The sequence below is a fragment of the Cellulosimicrobium sp. SH8 genome, from assembly GCF_025818875.1.
GTDB lineage: Bacteria > Actinomycetota > Actinomycetes > Actinomycetales > Cellulomonadaceae > Cellulosimicrobium > Cellulosimicrobium cellulans_D.
Window position 1 is genome coordinate 495353 of record NZ_JAMXMH010000002.1, and the last position, 15793, is coordinate 511145.

The window sequence follows — 15793 nt, forward strand, 5'->3', positions numbered from 1 at the left end:
CCCGGGATCGCCTGCCCGTACTGCGGGAGGCACGGGCCGCCGTCGGGCACGCGTGGGAGAATCAGGGGCGTGCCCGAGAACCCTGCCGCAGACGCCCCTGCCCGCGTGTCGCTCGCCGAGGTGACCCCGCCGATCGCGCTCGGCCCGCTCGACGGCCGCTACCGTGCCGCGGTCGCCCCGCTCGTCGACCACCTCAGCGAGGCCGCGCTCAACCGCGAGCGCGTCCACGTCGAGGTCGAGTGGCTGATCACGCTGTGCAACGGCGTCCAGGCGGTCGACGAGAACGCGGTCCGCCCGGTGGTGCCCGGCGCTCCTCAGCTCTCCGACGCGGAGGTCGCGTACCTGCGCCAGATCCCCGCGACGTTCGGCGGCGAGGAGATCGCCGAGCTCGCCGCCATCGAGCGCGAGACGGTGCACGACGTCAAGGCCGTCGAGTACTTCGTCAAGCGCCGCCTCGCCGCGGCGCCCGACGCGCTGGGCTCGGACACCGTGCTGCCCGGCGTCGGTGAGCTCGTGCACTTCGCGTGCACCAGCGAGGACGTCAACAACCTGTCGTACGCGCTCATGGTGCGCGGCGCCGTCCAGCAGGTGTGGCTGCCCGCCGCGACGGCGCTCGCCGACCAGCTCGCGGACATGGCGCGCGACCTCGCCGACGTGCCGATGCTCTCGCGCACGCACGGCCAGCCCGCGACGCCGACGACGCTCGGCAAGGAGCTCGCCGTGCTCGCGCACCGGCTGCGCCGCCAGCTCCGCCGCGTCGGCGCGGCCGAGTACCTGGGCAAGCTCAACGGCGCGACGGGCACGTACGGCGCGCACACCGTCGCCGTCCCGGGCGTGGACTGGCCGTCGGTCTCGAAGCACTTCGTCGAGGGCCTGGGGCTCACGTGGAACCCGCTGACGACGCAGATCGAGTCGCACGACTGGCAGGCCGAGCTGTACGCCGACGTCGCGCGTTTCAACCGCATCCTCCACAACCTCGCGACCGACGTGTGGACGTACATCTCGCTCGGGTTCTTCACGCAGATCCCGGTGCCGGGCGCGACCGGGTCGTCGACCATGCCGCACAAGGTCAACCCGATCCGGTTCGAGAACGCCGAGGCGAACCTCGAGATCTCGTCCGCGCTGCTCGACACGCTCGGCGCGACGCTCGTCACCTCGCGCCTCCAGCGCGACCTCACGGACTCGACGACGCAGCGCAACGTCGGCCCCGCGTTCGGCCACTCGCTCCTCGCGATCGACAACGTGCGCCGCGGGCTCAAGGCCCTCGCCGCGAACGCCGACCTCATGGCGGCGGACCTCGACGAGAACTGGGAGGTGCTCGGCGAGCCCATCCAGTCGGCCATGCGCGCGGCGTCCGTCGCGGGCGTGCCCGGCATGGAGAACCCGTACGAGCGCCTCAAGGACCTGACACGCGGCCAGCGCGTCGACGCCGCGCGCCTGCGCGAGTTCGTCGCCGGCCTCGGCCTGCCCGACGACGTCGCGCAGCGCCTCGCGAACCTCACCCCGGCGACGTACACGGGCCTCGCATCCCGCCTGGTGAAGGACTACCTGGACTGACAAGGCCGACGCCGAACACGACATGAGGGCCGTTATCCGATGGATAACGGCCCTCATGTCGTTCTCGTGAGCGCGCAGCGTCGTGCTCGACGGCGCAGGTGTCAGACGGCGGTCGGCTCGCCCGGGTGCGGCGCGTCCGGCCCCGGTGTCCCTCCCGTCGCGGCGAGCAGCGCGCGGTGCGAGGCCCGCGCCTCGGAGAGCTCGTCGAGACGGTTGACGGCCCAGCGCAGCACGAGCGTCGCGGCGGACGCGAGCCCGAGCAGGCCGAGGACGTTGCCGAGGTCCGCCGTCTGGATGCTCACGGTGCCGGACCAGAAGAAGGTCGAGCGGCTCAGCACCATCGCGAGCGCGAGCCCGCCGAGCACCGGGACCGCCTGCCGGGTCCGGCGCCACAGGAGGGCGGCGCCGAGGAGCACGACCACCGGCGCAGCGAGCGCCTGGAGCGTCCACGAGGCCAGGGCGCCGCCCGACCACCACGGCGTCCCGAGGTGTGCCGCGTCGGAGTAGGTCGCAGCGACGAAAGCGCCGAGGACGAGCGCCATGGCGGCGGCCGTCGCTGCCCGGAGCGCCACCGGCTCGGCGCCGACCCGGCACGTCCGCCGCGCGGCGAGCACTCCCGCGTACGCGACGAGTCCGCCGACCCACGGTGCGTCGAGGTACGCGGCATAGGCGCTGCCCGCCGCGACCGACACGACGAGCGCCGCCACACCCGCCCCGGCGGCGAGCACCGCGACCACGAGGCCGACGCGGCGCGCGCCGACGAGAGCGAGGGCGACCGCTACGACCCACAGGGCCCACATCAGCGCCGTCGGGACGGTCGCCACGAGCGGCGCGTGGCCGTCCGGGCCCAGCATCGCCCGGACGATCGCGGCGGCGAACGCGAGCACCCGCGCCGCCATGATCGCGAGCACGGCCGGGAGCAGCACGAACAGCAGCCCGGTCGCCGCCCGTCGTTGGCGCGGCGTCGACCCCAGCGGCGCGAGCAGCCACTCGCGGGCGGCGGCGCGCAGCAGGTCCGCCCGCTCGGCGCGGGTCGGGCGCGACTGTCCAGGCCGCGCGCCGTCGAGCAGGTGGCCGAGCATCTCGGCCTCGTGCGCTCGCCGGTACGTGTACGGGAAGAGGCGCAGGAGGCGGCGGTAGTCCCGCACGAGCACGGGAGGGACCAGCGGGTCCGCGACAGAGGCCGGGGCGTCTGCCGCGGTCATGCGGCGACCGCCGCACCGGGGCCCGACGCCGCCAGGAGCGCACGGTGCGCGGCCCGGGACGCGGCGAGCTCGTCGAGGCGGTTGACCACCCACCGGGCCACGAGCGTGACGACGGCCGACAGCGCGACCACCCCGAGCACGTTGCCGAGGTTCACGACCGTGGTGTCGAGCGCGCCCGACCAGAAGACGTCCGAGCCGCTGAGGAACAGTGCGGTGAAGACCCCGGCCAGCACGGGAGCGGCCTGCCGCACGGGGCGGACCGCCACCAGCAGCACCGCCACCCCCACGAGGATCACGACCTCCGCTGCCAGCGTGAAGGGATAGCCCGGGGCGGTGACCCAGACCCCCTCGTCCGCGACGACCGTCGCACTCCGTGGCACGGAGACCGCGAGCGACACCGCCGTCAGCCAGAGTGCGGCGACACCCGCACGCGCGCCCAGGACGGGCCCCGTCTGCCGCGCCCGAGCGGCGACGGCCCCGAGGGAAGCCAGGAGGGCGACGACCCACCCGACCTCCCGGAACGCGTCGAACGCGCGCTCCGCCGCGACGAGCGATCCGACCGCGACGACGCCCGCCGCGGCGGCGAGCGCGGCGAGCACGAGACCGGTCCGCCGCAGGCGCGCGGCCAGGGCCACGACCGATCCGGCCCAGAGCAGCCAGGCCGGGGCGAGAGGCACCGCGACGAGCGCCGTCGCGACCGCCAGCCACGCCGGCGAGGCGGCCGTTCCCACCACCTCCCGCGCCGACCCCTCCCCCAGCGCGAGGCCGACGCGCAGGAGGTCCTGCGACGCGGGGGCGGCGAGGACCGCTGTCAGCGCGACGAGGACCACGACCGCGGCCGACGCACGCTGCCGCTCGGTCGGGCCCAGCGGCGCGAGCGCCCACTCGCGCGCGGCGGCACGCAGGAGGTCCCACCGCTCGGCGCGGGTCGGGCGCGACCGTCCCGGCCGCGCGCCGTCGAGCAGGTGTCCGAGCATCTCGGCCTCGTGCGCCCGCCGGTAGGTGTACGGGAAGAGCCGCAGGAGGCGGCGGTAGTCCCGCACGAGCACCGGGGTGACGAGCACCGTCGCTCCGGGCTCCGCCGTCGGGCTCGCTGCGGCCGGCACGTCGGTCCCGTCGCCCGCGGCACGGGGGCGGCGCTCGCGGTCCCCGCTCATGCCGGCACCGCCCCGCCGTCGGCGAGACCTCCCGCGACGCCGCGGGCGGGGCGTGCCGCGCCGTCGCGCACCACTGCGGACGCACGGCGTCGGGCGCCGAGGCGTTCGAGCGCGCGGCGCGCCTGGGCCTCGGCGCGCTCGGCCTCGGCGGCGAGGCGCGACCCGCCCTCGGTGGTGAGCCGGTAGTAGCGGCGCAGGCGCGAGTCGACGACCTCCTCGTGGTCGACCTCGACGAGCCCGGCGGCGACGAGCCGGTCGATCGCGCCGTAGAGCGTCCCGGCGCGCAGCGTCACGCGTCCGTCGGAGCTGGACTCGACGTCCTGCGCGATGCCGTACCCGTGCAGGGGCCCGGCCGCGAGCGCGGACAGGACGAGGAACGCGGGTTCCTGGAGAGGTTTGGATGCCATGGCGACGAACATACCCTTGCCGCGAAGCCATAGCACCCGACGCGCCGGGGCGAAACGTTTCGCACCCTGACCACGGCTCCCCGCCGGTCCCTACCGTGGTGACGTCCTGACCCCGAGGCGACGGAGCCCCGATCATGAGAGTCCACTCCCCCACCCGTCCCGGACGGCACCGTGCCGCGGCGCTCGCCGCCGCGCTCGCGGCCCTCGCGACGCTGGGCGCCACGGCGACCGTCGGCGCGGCGCTCGCGACGTCCAGCGCGGCAGTGCCCTCCGCAGCGTGCACGGTCGACTACCGCATCACGACCTCGTGGTCGGGAGGCTTCCAGGCCGACGTCACCGTCACGAACCTGGGCGCCCCGCGCTCGGGCTGGGAGCTGGGCTGGGACCTGCCGACCGGCGAGGGCGTGAGCCAGCTCTGGAACGGCACGCTCGCGCGCGACGGCGGCCGGGTCACCGTGGGCGACGTCGGCTGGAACGCGTCGCTCGCCACGGGCGGCAGCGCCTCCTTCGGCCTCGTGGGCACGGCCGCGTCCGCCCCGGCCGTGCCCACGAGCTTCACGCTCGACGGCGTCGCGTGCGGCGGCGACGCCCCGCCCGACCCCACCGACCCGCCGGACCCCACCGACCCGCCCGAGACGCCGGACGACGTGACGTTCCACGTGGACGAGACGAACCAGGCGTGGGAGGCCTGGCAGGCGGCGTCGGGCACGGACCGGGACCTGCTCGCGAAGATCGCGCTCACGCCGCAGTCGTCGTGGGTCACCGACGCGGACGCGCAGGTGTCGCGCGCGAAGGTCGCCGCGTTCACGAGCGCGGCCGCGGCCGAGGGCGCGACGCCGCTCCTGACGATCTACGCGATCCCCGGCCGCGACTGCGGCTCGCACTCGGGTGGCGGCACCGCCGAGGCGGCGTACCGGAGCTGGGTCGAGACGGTCGCGTCGGGCATCGTCGGCGAACCGTGGGTCGTCCTCGAGACCGACGCCCTCGCCCAGCTCGGCGACTGCTCCGGCCAGGGCGACCGCGTGGGCATGCTCCGCGACGCGGCGCGCATCCTGACCGACGCCGGCGCGCGCGTCTACGTCGACGCGGGGCACTCCGCGTGGCTGAGCCCGGCGACCGCCGCGGCCCGCCTCCAGCAGGTGGGCCTCGACGACGCCGTCGGGTTCGCGCTCAACACGTCGAACTACCGCACGACGGCCGAGTCGCGAGCGTACGGCGAGCAGGTCGCCGCGCTGCTCGGCGGGGACGTGTCGTTCGTCGTCGACACGTCGCGCAACGGCAACGGGAGCAACGGCGAGTGGTGCAACCCGCGGGGTCGCGCGCTCGGCGACCAGCCGGGCGCGGTCGACGACGGCACGCACCTCGACGCCCTGCTGTGGGTCAAGCTGCCCGGCGAGAGCGACGGGTCGTGCAACGGCGGGCCGCCCGCCGGACAGTGGTGGCAGGAGGTCGCGCTCGAGCTGGCGCGCAACGCGTCCTGGTGACCCGACGCCGTCGAGCATGACCCTGCTCGCCCTCGAACACGACATTGCTGCCGTTATTGCCCGGATAACGGCAGCAATGTCGTGTTCGGCGTCAGACCGGGCGGGAACGGGCCGCGACGAGCAGGGTTCGCCGGTTGGTGTGACGATCGTCTGTGCCGGGCCCGGCCCGGCACGATCGCCCTTCGCCGGAACTGGGGCCGCGCGAGGGGCAGCCCGACGGCGCGCGGCTCGCTGGGTGCGCCACGCGCCGTCGGGGATCCCGGCCGCCGTCGACCGTCGGGTGCCCCACGGGGTCGCGGGGCCGGCACGGTGGAGATGGCACAGTGGAGGGGTGACGTCGCACGACCTTCCCCGCACCGACCCGCCCACCCCCGATCCCGCCGCCCTGCCGCCGCTGCGCACCGTCGGCTGGGTGAACGTCCGCGACGGGCGCCTGCTCGCCGTCCGCACGACCGGCAAGGACCGCTTCTTCATGCCGGGCGGCAAGGTCGAGCCCGGCGAGTCGGACGCCGAGGCGCTGGTGCGCGAGATCCACGAGGAGCTGGGCGTGCTCCTCGACCCGACGTCGGTCCGGCCCGCCTTCGTCGCCGAGGCACCCGGGCACGGCCTCGGCGGGCGGGTCGTGCGCATGCACTGCATGTACGCCGAGCCGGCCCCCGGGTCGCCCGAGCCGGCGCCGAACGCCGAGATCGCCGAGCTCGCGTGGCTCACGCCGGCCGACGCGCACCGCGTCCCGCCGGCCGGCCGGATCGTCCTCGACCGGCTCGCCGGGGTCCTCTCCGCCTGACCCCGCGCCGTGCCCACGTGCCGCGCCAGGCGCCCCATGGGGACCTCGCCCCATGAGCCGGGCGAGACGTGGCGACGGCCGCCCGCGTACGCTCCGGAGGCACGATCCGCAGCGACAGAGGGACGACCATGGGGTTCTACGGTGCCGACATCGGCGAGCTGCGCGCGCTCGCGCAGAGCCTCACGACGGCGTCCGAGGCGCTGACCACGACGCGCAGCACGCTCGACTCGACCGTGAGCGGCGCCCGCTGGGCCGGCCCGGACGGCGACGAGCTGCGCGGCCGCTGGTCCGCCGAGCTGGGCCCCGCGCTCGCTGCCGCGACGGCGACGCTCCGCGACGCGGCGGACAAGGTCCGCAAGAACGCCGACCAGCAGGAGAGCGCCAGCTCCGACGGCACGGGCGGCCCGGGCGGGGGCGGCAGCGGCGGTCCCGGCGGCGGACCCGGCTCCGGGGGTGGGCCCGGCGGGGGCGGCGGGTCCGGCTCGGGCGACGAGAGCCCGGGTGGACCGAAGGTCACGGTGAAGGGCGACCACGAGTCCGGCACGGACAACGGGAGCCTGGGCACCCCCGCGACCGAGGGCACCGACGCGAAGGTCGGGTTCGGCGTGACCCACGACCCGGAGAGCGGCGAGACCACGTACTCGGGCAGCGGCTCGCTCTCCGACTGGATGAAGACGACGAACGGGTCGAAGATCTCGTTCGGCGTCAACGGCGGTGCGGAGTACACGGTCGGGGAGAAGTCGGAGGACGGCTTCACCACGTACACGTCCAAGTCCGACGTCTCGATCGGCGTCGAGGGCGGCGTCGACAAGGGCGGCACGGGCGTCAGCGGCGGGTACACGACCGGCGTCACGTCCGCGTACACGGTCAAGGTGCCCGACGACGCGGGCGTCACCGACCCCGGGAGCATCAACCCGTTCGACCCGCGGAGCATGCCGGTGGGCTCGTCCGTCACGATGGACGGCGGCAGCTACTCGGAGACCGAGCTCAACGCGGCGTTCCGCCACATCGCCGTCGAGTCGTCCGTGAAGGACGCGAGCGGCGTGACGAGCCTCATCGAGCGCACGGGCGACGACACGGTGCGCGTGACCGCGGGCCCCACCGAGGCCATCGCGAACCACGCGGGCCTCGGCCTCGACTTCGACGCCGTGAAGGTCATGCTCGGCAACACGACGTCGCTCGACGGCGCGTCGCTGCGCAGCGCGGAGTTCGACCTCTCGACGCCGGAGGGCCAGGCCGCGTACGACACGTACCTCGTCACGGGCGAGATCCCCGCCGACGCGTCGACCGGCATCTCCGGGACGACGAAGATCGAGCGGGTCGAGTTCGACTCGACGTCGACCGTCGGCTTCGACACCCCCGTCGGCGGGGCCGAGTGGGAGATCGGCAAGAACACGGGCTCGCTCGTCGCGACGACCAACCCTGACGGCAGCACCGAGCAGCTCCTCACCGCGACGTACGGCGACCGCGGCGACTTCCGCATGTCGCAGGCGTTCGACGCCTCGGGGACCGAGGACCTCTCGGCGCGCACGTACTCGTTCGACGTCACCGCGGACGACATGTCGTCGCAGTACTTCAACACGAAGGACTTCTCGGGCTTCTCCCCGTCGAGCGAGGTGTCGTCCGGCCAGCAGGTGACGATGACGCTCACGGAGTCCCAGATGAACCGCCTCGCGGACAGCGTGCGCACGGCGGTCGAGAACGACAGCCTGGGCATGCAGACGCGCATGATCGTCACCGACTACGACATGAAGCCGCTCACCGACCCCTACCAGCTCGCGACCAGCCTCGCCCGCGCGGCGGACTCCGACCTCGAGCTCGTCATGATGATCTCCGAGATCAACGCCGCGGGCGACGGCTCCGCGACCGACCGTTCGGCCGCCCGGTTCCCCGGTACCGTCACGGTCGGGAACTGATCGACCGCGGGTCCGGGCACCGGGGCCTCCCGGCGGCGTAGGGTCGCGGGGTGGGTGCCGCGCCGTTCCTCGCCGCGACGCTGCCGGTCCTGGACCTCGCGGTCGCGTCGGTCGCCGCCGTGCGCGACGCCGCGGCCCGCGCGGGCGGGTTCGACCCCGGCCCGCCCCCTGACCCCGAGCGCGTCGCCGCGGCGTTCGCGAGCGACCGGCTGCTCCGCGTCGACGGCGCCCCGGTGGACGGCTTCGCCCCGCTCTCGGGTTTCTTCCGGACCGCGGACGGCTGGGTCCGGACGCACGCGAACTACCCGCACCACCGCGCGCGCCTGCTCGCGCTCCTCGACCTGCCGACGACGGCGGACGGGCCCGCGGCACGGGACGCCGTCGTCGCCGCCCTCGCCGCGCGCTCGGCCCAGGACGTCGAGGACCGCGCGGCAGGGTCCGGCGCGATCGCCGTGCGCGTCCGCACCGAGGACGCGTGGCGCGCGTCCGCGCCCGGCCGGGCGACGGCGTCGGGCCCACCGGTGCGCACGGTCCTGCGCGAGGACGCCGCGCCCGCGCGCCCGCTCGGGTCCGGGCCGCGCCCGCTCGCCGGGCTCCGGGTGCTCGACCTCACGCGTGTCATCGCGGGCCCGGTCGCGACGCGCACGCTCGCCCTGCTCGGCGCGGACGTGCTGCGCGTCGACCCGCCGGGGCTGCCGGAGATCGAGGTCCAGCACCTCGACACGGGACAGGGCAAGCGGTCGGCGCTGCTCGACCTCACGACGCGCGACGGCCTCGCCCGCGCCCAGGGCCTGCTCGACGAGGCCGACGTGCTGGTGACCGGCTACCGCCCGGGCGCGATCGAGGCGTTCGGCCTGAGGCTCCCGCCCGGTGCCGTGCGTGCGCGCGTCAGCGCGTGGGGCGACGGCGGCCCGTGGGCCGGGCGGCGCGGCTTCGACTCGATCGTCCAGGCGGCGAGCGGCATCGCGCTCCTGGAGGGGTCGCGGGACGGCACCGCGTGCGCTCCCGAGGACACCACGCCCGGCGCGCTGCCCGCCCAGGCGCTCGACCACGCGACGGGGTACCTCGTCGCGGCCGCCGTGGTCGACGCGCTCGCCGACCGCACGGCCGACGGCCGCGGGCGCGAGGTCGACGGCGCGCTCGCCCGGACCGCCCGCGCCCTGCTCGCCGCACCTGGCCGCGACCCCGCCCACGCCGCACCGCGCACGCCTGGCCCCCGGTGCGTCGTCGTGCACCCCGCGCGCCTGGACGGCCGGGACGGCCAGGTCGGCCGGGACACAGCGGTGACGACGACGCGCCCCGCGCTCGACCGGCTCGCGGGCGGCCCGGTCGACGACTACCCCGCCCCCGCCCGCCCGTGGGGTGCGGACGAGCCGCGGTGGACGGCGTGAGCGTCGAGCCCGACGTCGCGGTCCACCTGCGGCGGGCGCGCGACCACATGGACGCGCACTTCACGGAGCCGCTCACCCTCGCCGGGGTCGCCGTGGTCGCGGGCTACTCGCCGTTCCACTTCGCGCGCGCGTTCGCGGCCGCGTTCGGCACGAGCCCGATGGCCTACCTCGCCACGCGCCGCGTCGAGCGCGCCAAGACCCTGCTGCGCACAGCGAACCTCACCGTGACGGAGGTCTGCCACGCCGTGGGCTTCACGAGCCTCGGCACGTTCTCCGCGCGCTTCCGCGCGATCGTCGGCGTCACTCCGACCGCCTACCGGGACGAGCACGTCCGCGCGGGCGGACCGCCCGTCCCCGGATGCTTCGCGCTCGCGTGGGGCCAGCCGCAACGACTCCGGCAACTGGTTCAGCCTCACCGAGCCGAAGATCGCCGCGGCGCCCTGAGCCCTGCCTGCCGCGCCGGCGTCAGCTGTGGTCGAGGCGGCGCAGGATGGCGCCCTCGCGCAGCGCCCACGGGCAGATCTCGACCTCGTCGACGCCGAGCGCGCGCATCGTCTCGACGGCGACGACGCCGCCCGCGACGATCTGGAACGTGCGCTCGGGCGTGATGCCGGGCAGGGCGGTGCGCCCCTCCGCCGTGATGCGCGCGAGCCGCGGCACCCAGTCGGCGAGCTGCGAGCGGCGCATGCGCCACCGGTCGTCCGGGCCGACGGACTCGGTCTGCATGCCCGCGAGGCGCGCGAGCGAACGGAACGTCTTGGACGTGGCCACGACGTGGTCGGGCGCGGGCAGCGCCCGGAAGGCCTCGACGGTGGGGGCGAGCGTCGCGCGCACGTGCTCGCGCAGGGCCTCGACGTGCTCGGGGGCGGGCGGGTCGTCGGGCAGGAACGCCATCGTCATGCGCCCGGCGCCGAGCGGCACGGACGCCGCGAGGTCGGGCTCCTCGTCGACGCCGGACGCGATCTCGAGCGAGCCGCCGCCGATGTCGAGGACGAGGAGGCGGCCCGCGGCCCAGCCGTGCCACCGCCGCGCGGCGAGGAACGTCAGGCGCGACTCGTCCTCGCCGGAGAGCACGCGCACCGGCTGGCCCACGCGCTCGCCGATCGCGGCGAGCACCTCGGGCCCGTTGGTCGCGTCGCGCAGGGCCGACGTCGCCATGGGCAGCATCTCGTCGACGCCGGACTCACGGGCGAGCGCCATCGCGTCGTCGACCGCGGTGAGCATCGCGGCGACGCCCTCGGGCGACAGCGACCCGTCGGGCTGGAGGTAGCGCATGATGCGCACGACCGTGCGCGCGCCCGCCGCCTGCACGGGGCGCGCCGCGTACGCGGCGTCCACGACGGCGAGGTGCACGGTGTTCGAACCGATGTCGAGGACGCCCAGGCGCGTGGTGGTGCTCACGCGCCGAGCCTAGCGGCGAGGGCCGCCGCCGGGCGGGGTGCCCGACGACGGCCCTCGTGCGGGAGCGCGTGCGCTCCCCTGTCGCGACCGGACCGCGGTCAGCCGCAGTCGAGCGCCTCGTACGCGGCGTCGACGTGGGACACCGTGCCGTCCGCGGCGACGACGGTCACGGTCGCCGTGCCCGCCTCGACGGACGTGGTGCGCGTCGTGAACGACTGGTAGGCGTTCTTGCCCGGCTGGACGTGCCGGACCGTGCGCTCGCCGAACGGCGTCGTGAGCGTGACGTCGACGGGCTCGTCAGCCGTGCTGGTCGCGCGGACCGCGACGAACGCCCGGCCGCCGAGGCAGCGCGCGCTCGCCTCGACCGTGACCGGGGCGGGCGGGGCCGCCGCGGAGACCGACGGGATGCGGTCGGCCGCCCCGGTGCCCCACGTGAGGCCCGCGCTCGTGTCGGCGAGGTCGAAGTCGAGCGTGCCGCCGTCCTGCAGCGCCGCGACGTCGAGCCACGCGGCGGTGTGCGCGGCGCCGTCGACCTCGAGGCCCGCGACGTAGCTCGGCAGCTTCTCGTTCGCTCCCGCCGCGTCGATCTGCAGGGTCGCCCCGGCGTCGGTCGTGAGCGTCGCGGCCTGCACCTTGGGCGCGTTGAGCGCGAGGATGCCGGACCCCGGCATGACGGGCTCGAAGCCGAGCGACGCCATGACGTACCAGGCGGCGAGCGTGCCGAGGTCGTCGTTGCCCACGCCGCCGCCGGGGGTGTCCGGGAAGCGGTTGAGGTTCGCGGCGAGCACGTCGTTCGTCTTCCACGGCTGCCCGACGTACCCGTAGAGCCACGCGTTCGTGATCGTCGGCTCGTTGCCCGGGTTGTAGCGGATCGTCGTGTAGTAGGAGCTGCCGCCCTTGGCCCACGTGCTCGGCGAGACGCCGGGGTTCGCCGCGAGCGCCGGCTGGTCGAAGTAGTAGTCGAGACGCTCGACGAAGCCGTCCTCGCCGCCCATGACCTCCTGGAGGCCCGTGACGTCCTGCGGCACCATCCACTGGTACTGCCACGGCACGCCCTCGTGGAAGCCGGAGCGCGTGACGTCGGTCAGCTCGGGGAGCGTGACGAACTCGCCCGTCGGACGCTTCGCGTTGACCATGCCCTGGAAGCCGCCCGAGAGCTGGACGTCCGGGTTCCACAGGTTGCGCCAGTTGCGGCCCTTGTCGAGGAACGCCTGGCCGCCCTCGCGACCCGTGCGCTCCGCCGCGGCGCCGAGGCTCGCGTCGGCGAGCGCGAGCTCGAGCGTGGCCGAGCCGCCGTGGCGGTACTCCTCGAACTGGCCGCCGAGGCCACCCTCGTTCTCGGGGTAGAAGGGCACGTGGCCGTGCTCGGCGTAGAACTCGGTGCTGCGTCGGCCGACGGACGCGACGTCCGACGGGGGCGTCGTCGTCGCGTTCTCGACGAGGTAGTCCCACAGCTCGTCGGCGATGTCGTCGGGGACCGTGCCGAGCGCGAAGTTCTCCGCGAGCCACGGCGTGACGGGGTCGCCCGCCATGATGTTCGTCTCCAGCGCGCCGAGCGACCAGCGCGGCAGCCAGCCGCCCTCGACGCGGTGCTGGTACATCGAGCGCACGATGTCCTGCGCGCGCTCCGGGAGGAGCAGCGCGTGCAGCGTCGCCTGCGTGCGGTACGTGTCCCAGAGCGAGAAGTTCTGGTAGTAGTCCCAGCCGTCGGCCTGGTGGACCTCGAGGTCCGTGCCGCGGTACCGCCCGTCGACGTCGCTGCCGATCGTCGGGGACAGCAGGGTCTTGTAGAGCTGGGTGTAGAAGACGCGGCGCTGGTCGGGCGACGCGTCGATCGCGGCGCGGCCGAGCTCGACGTTCCACGCGTCGCGGGCCTCCTCGCGCACCGTGTCGAACGCGACCTGGCCACCCTCCGCGGTGGCCTCCGCCTCGCGGTTGGCGCGCGCGCCGTCGACGCTCACGAAGGACACACCGACGCTCACCTCGACGTCGCGGTCGCTCGTGGTGTCGAACACCGCGACGGCGCCGTTGTTGCCCTGCGCGACCTCGCTCGTCGTGGAGCCCGCGACGTACCGCGCGTCGGTCCCCCACGTGCCGCTCGACGCGACCGGGCGGTCGAACGTCGCGCTGAAGAAGTACCGCTGCTTGTCCGGCGTGCCGCCGCAGAACCCGCCGTTGTCGACCCAGCCCTCGAGCGTGCGGTCGTCGACCCACGTCACCGAGCTCGCGCCGGCGTCGCGCAGCGTCTGGCCCACGTTGAACGACAGGTGCGACGTCGTCGAGGCGGGGAACGTGTAGCGGTGCGCACCGACGCGTGTGGTCGCGCTGAGCTCGGCGTGCACGTCGTTCGCGAGCGTCACCTCGTAGAACCCGGCGGACGCGTGCTCGGTGTTCTTCTGGTCCTTGATGGCGATGAAGGAGCGCGTCGTGCGCGGGGTCACGCTCGTGTCCGGCGTGACGAGCAGCTCGCCCGCCGCGGGGCAGCCCGCGCTGTTCACGTGCCGGTGGCTGAAGCCCCACACGCGCCCGGCGTTCGTGCTGTACGACGTCGAGGCGTAGGAGTTCGTGTTGTCCGGGCTGAGCTGGACCATGCCGAACGGCACGGTCGCGCCCGGGTAGGCGTTGCCCTCGCTCTCGGTGCCGACGAACGGGTTGACCTCGAGCGTGAGGTCGTCGCCGGCGGTCGCGGTGACGGTGCCCTCGTTGCCGGGGGCGGCGCCCGCGGCGGCGGGCAGCAGCGTGCCCGGCGCGACGGCGAGCGCGAGCCCGGCGGCGAGCAGGGCGAGTCGTGGTCGTCTCATGCCATGTCCTCTTCGACGTGCGACCGGGCTGCGTCGCCCGGGGTGCCCCGGGTCAGTCGGCCAGGTGCCGCCCGGGCCGCTCGTGGCGGGGCGACGGTGCTCCTGGTCGACGACGGGCGTCCGCCGGTCACTCTCTCCCGGCTATGACTGCGCTGTCAATTGCATGCCCGGGCGAACGGCTCGGTCGATCATGGAGGGCCGCGGCGGCCGAGCCCGGGGTGATTCCTCAGCGTGCGGCGGGCGTGGGGAGCGATCCCGGGCTCGCCGGCCGTGCGGTGGTCGCCGCCTCGTCGGCCAGCGCCTGAGCGTCCGCGACGACGGCGCGCTCCTCCGACCGCGCGGTCGCGACGGCCTCGGCGCGGGCCTCGACGATCGCGCGGTGCAGGTCGGCGTGGACGCGACGCCGCACGTCGCGCGCGATCTCGTCGGCCTCGTCCGGCTCGACCGGGTCGCCGTCCGCCTCGCGCAGCGCGACGACGTCGGCCACCTCGAGCGCGACGCGCCGCTCCGCGTCGGCGAGCAGCGCGACGACCGCGGTGTCCGCCGCGCGGCCGAGCCGCGTCTCCTCGAACGCGCGCGTCGCGTCGTCGACGATCGTGCGGGCCTGCGCCACGAGCTCCGACGCGATGGACGGCGAGTGCGCGGCGAGCGTCGCGAGGTCGTAGAGCAGCACGCCCTCGACGTCCGCGACGCGCGGGTCGACGTCGCGGTGCAGCGCGAGGTCGAGCACGACGGTCGGGCGTGCCGCGGGCTCGTCCCCGGCGCGGACCGCGGCACGCTCGCGCGCACGGACCACGGCGGCGGCGTCGAGCACGTGCTCGATGGCCTGCTCGCGGCGGTCGGCGCCCCCTCCCGGACGCGCGGCGTCCGCCGCGAGCGCCCGCCCGCGCGCACCGGAGCACGACACCACGAGGTCGGCGTCCTCGAGCGCCGCGACGAGGTCCGTCACGGCCTCGACGCCGCGCGCGGCGGCGAACTCCTCCGCGCGGCCGGACTGCGAGTAGACGCGCACGTCGTCGCACCCGAGCGCACGCAGCGCCGCGAGGCTCGCGCCCGCGTACGACCCCGTCCCGATGAGGACGGCGCGCACCTGGTGCCACGGCGGCAGCTCGGCCGCCGCGAGGTCGAGGCCGAGCGCGACGACGGAGCGGCCCGCGCCGCCGAGCGTCGTCTGCGTGCTGACCTTCTTGGACGTGCGCGACGCCGTCTGGAACAGGAGCTCGAGCGTGGAGGAGGTCACGCCGTCGGCGTGCGCGGTCTCCAGGGCGCGCTTCACCTGCCCGGCGATCTCGCGCTCGCCCACGACCATGGAGTCCAGGCCCGACGCGACGGCGAACAGGTGCTCGGCGACCTCGGTCCCGGCGCGGGTGCGGAACGAGGCGAGTGCCTCGACCGGGGCGACGCCCGACGCGTCGGCGACCATGCGCGCGACGTGCTCCGTCGCGTGCTGCACGCCCGCCCCGTCGAGGGGCGCGTCCACGTCGAGGTACAGCTCGAACCGGTTGCACGTCGCGAGGACGACGGCACCGGTGATCACGTCGCACGCCGCGACCGCGGAGCCGCCGATCGAGTGGGCCCCGGTGGAGAGACGTTCCAGGGCGTCGAGGTCGAGCTCGTGGTGGCTGGCCGTGAGGGAGAGAAGAGCCACAGTGCCTCCGATTTAATCATTCCACCGGGAGGGAGGCAG

At 75.3% G+C, this 15793-nt stretch carries 11 protein-coding genes and 1 pseudogene; 6 read left to right on the forward strand and 6 right to left on the reverse strand.

The window, feature by feature from the left end; translation table 11 throughout:
* Window positions 1-69 precede the first annotated feature (69 nt).
* Entirely contained in the window at window positions 70-1557 is a 1488-nt protein-coding gene (purB, locus tag NF338_RS04920; protein ID WP_264029749.1) for an adenylosuccinate lyase, read from the forward strand.
* Between the two features lie 101 nt (window positions 1558-1658).
* Here purB and NF338_RS04925 read toward each other — a convergent pair whose 3' ends face one another.
* Genes NF338_RS04925 through NF338_RS04935 form a run of 3 tightly spaced genes read right to left on the reverse strand, consistent with a single transcriptional unit; the run spans window position 1659 to window position 4326 of the window.
* Window positions 1659-2762, reverse strand: a complete 1104-nt coding sequence (locus NF338_RS04925) for a hypothetical protein (protein ID WP_264029750.1) — start codon at window positions 2760-2762, stop codon at window positions 1659-1661.
* On the reverse strand, window positions 2759-3919 hold the full coding sequence (locus NF338_RS04930) for a hypothetical protein (RefSeq protein WP_264029751.1): 1161 nt from the start codon (window positions 3917-3919) through the stop codon (window positions 2759-2761). The genes NF338_RS04925 and NF338_RS04930 overlap by 4 nt, the downstream gene beginning before the upstream one ends.
* Window positions 3916-4326 carry a PadR family transcriptional regulator gene (locus tag NF338_RS04935; protein ID WP_264029752.1) on the reverse strand — a complete coding sequence of 137 codons (411 nt, stop codon included), beginning with the start codon at window positions 4324-4326 and terminating at the stop codon, window positions 3916-3918. The genes NF338_RS04930 and NF338_RS04935 overlap by 4 nt, the downstream gene beginning before the upstream one ends.
* Window positions 4327-4460: 134 nt before the next feature.
* On the opposite strand from NF338_RS04935, the gene NF338_RS04940 reads away from it, so the two are divergent.
* The 5 genes and pseudogenes from NF338_RS04940 to NF338_RS04960 form a co-directional block, all read left to right on the forward strand.
* Window positions 4461-5810, forward strand: coding sequence for a glycoside hydrolase family 6 protein (locus tag NF338_RS04940; protein ID WP_264029753.1), 1350 nt, complete (start codon window positions 4461-4463; stop codon window positions 5808-5810).
* Between the two features lie 331 nt (window positions 5811-6141).
* A complete protein-coding gene (locus NF338_RS04945) occupies window positions 6142-6597 on the forward strand; it encodes an NUDIX hydrolase (RefSeq protein ID WP_264029754.1) in 456 nt (151 codons plus the stop codon).
* Window positions 6598-6725: 128 nt separating this feature from the next.
* The gene (locus tag NF338_RS04950; RefSeq protein ID WP_264029755.1) at window positions 6726-8513 is read left to right on the forward strand and encodes a hypothetical protein; all 1788 of its coding nucleotides are present in this window, start codon (window positions 6726-6728) and stop codon (window positions 8511-8513) included.
* 50 nt (window positions 8514-8563) lie between these two features.
* A complete protein-coding gene (locus NF338_RS04955) occupies window positions 8564-9904 on the forward strand; it encodes a CoA transferase (RefSeq protein ID WP_264029756.1) in 1341 nt (446 codons plus the stop codon).
* A gap of 47 nt (window positions 9905-9951) precedes the next feature.
* Window positions 9952-10215 (forward strand): annotated as a pseudogene (locus NF338_RS04960) (helix-turn-helix transcriptional regulator); the annotation flags it as partial.
* Window positions 10216-10369: 154 nt separating this feature from the next.
* Here NF338_RS04960 and NF338_RS04965 read toward each other — a convergent pair.
* The 3 genes from NF338_RS04965 to NF338_RS04975 form a co-directional block, all read right to left on the reverse strand.
* Window positions 10370-11305 carry a Ppx/GppA phosphatase family protein gene (locus NF338_RS04965; protein ID WP_244286349.1) on the reverse strand — a complete coding sequence of 312 codons (936 nt, stop codon included), beginning with the start codon at window positions 11303-11305 and terminating at the stop codon, window positions 10370-10372.
* Window positions 11306-11403: 98 nt separating this feature from the next.
* Window positions 11404-14106: a GH92 family glycosyl hydrolase gene (locus tag NF338_RS04970; protein WP_264029757.1), complete on the reverse strand. Its 2703-nt coding sequence runs from the start codon at window positions 14104-14106 to the stop codon at window positions 11404-11406.
* 226 nt (window positions 14107-14332) lie between these two features.
* Entirely contained in the window at window positions 14333-15754 is a 1422-nt protein-coding gene (locus NF338_RS04975) for a glutamyl-tRNA reductase (protein ID WP_264029758.1), read from the reverse strand.
* Window positions 15755-15793 lie beyond the last annotated feature (39 nt).

Coding starts and splice junctions, on each gene's coding strand:
- NF338_RS04970 (WP_264029757.1), bottom strand. CDS start 14,106: ATGAGACGACCACGACTCGCCCTGCTCGCCGCCGGGCTCGCGCTCGCC.
- NF338_RS04930 (WP_264029751.1), bottom strand. CDS start 3,919: ATGAGCGGGGACCGCGAGCGCCGCCCCCGTGCCGCGGGCGACGGGACC.
- NF338_RS04925 (WP_264029750.1), bottom strand. CDS start 2,762: ATGACCGCGGCAGACGCCCCGGCCTCTGTCGCGGACCCGCTGGTCCCT.
- NF338_RS04935 (WP_264029752.1), bottom strand. CDS start 4,326: ATGGCATCCAAACCTCTCCAGGAACCCGCGTTCCTCGTCCTGTCCGCG.
- NF338_RS04940 (WP_264029753.1), top strand. CDS start 4,461: ATGAGAGTCCACTCCCCCACCCGTCCCGGACGGCACCGTGCCGCGGCG.
- NF338_RS04950 (WP_264029755.1), top strand. CDS start 6,726: ATGGGGTTCTACGGTGCCGACATCGGCGAGCTGCGCGCGCTCGCGCAG.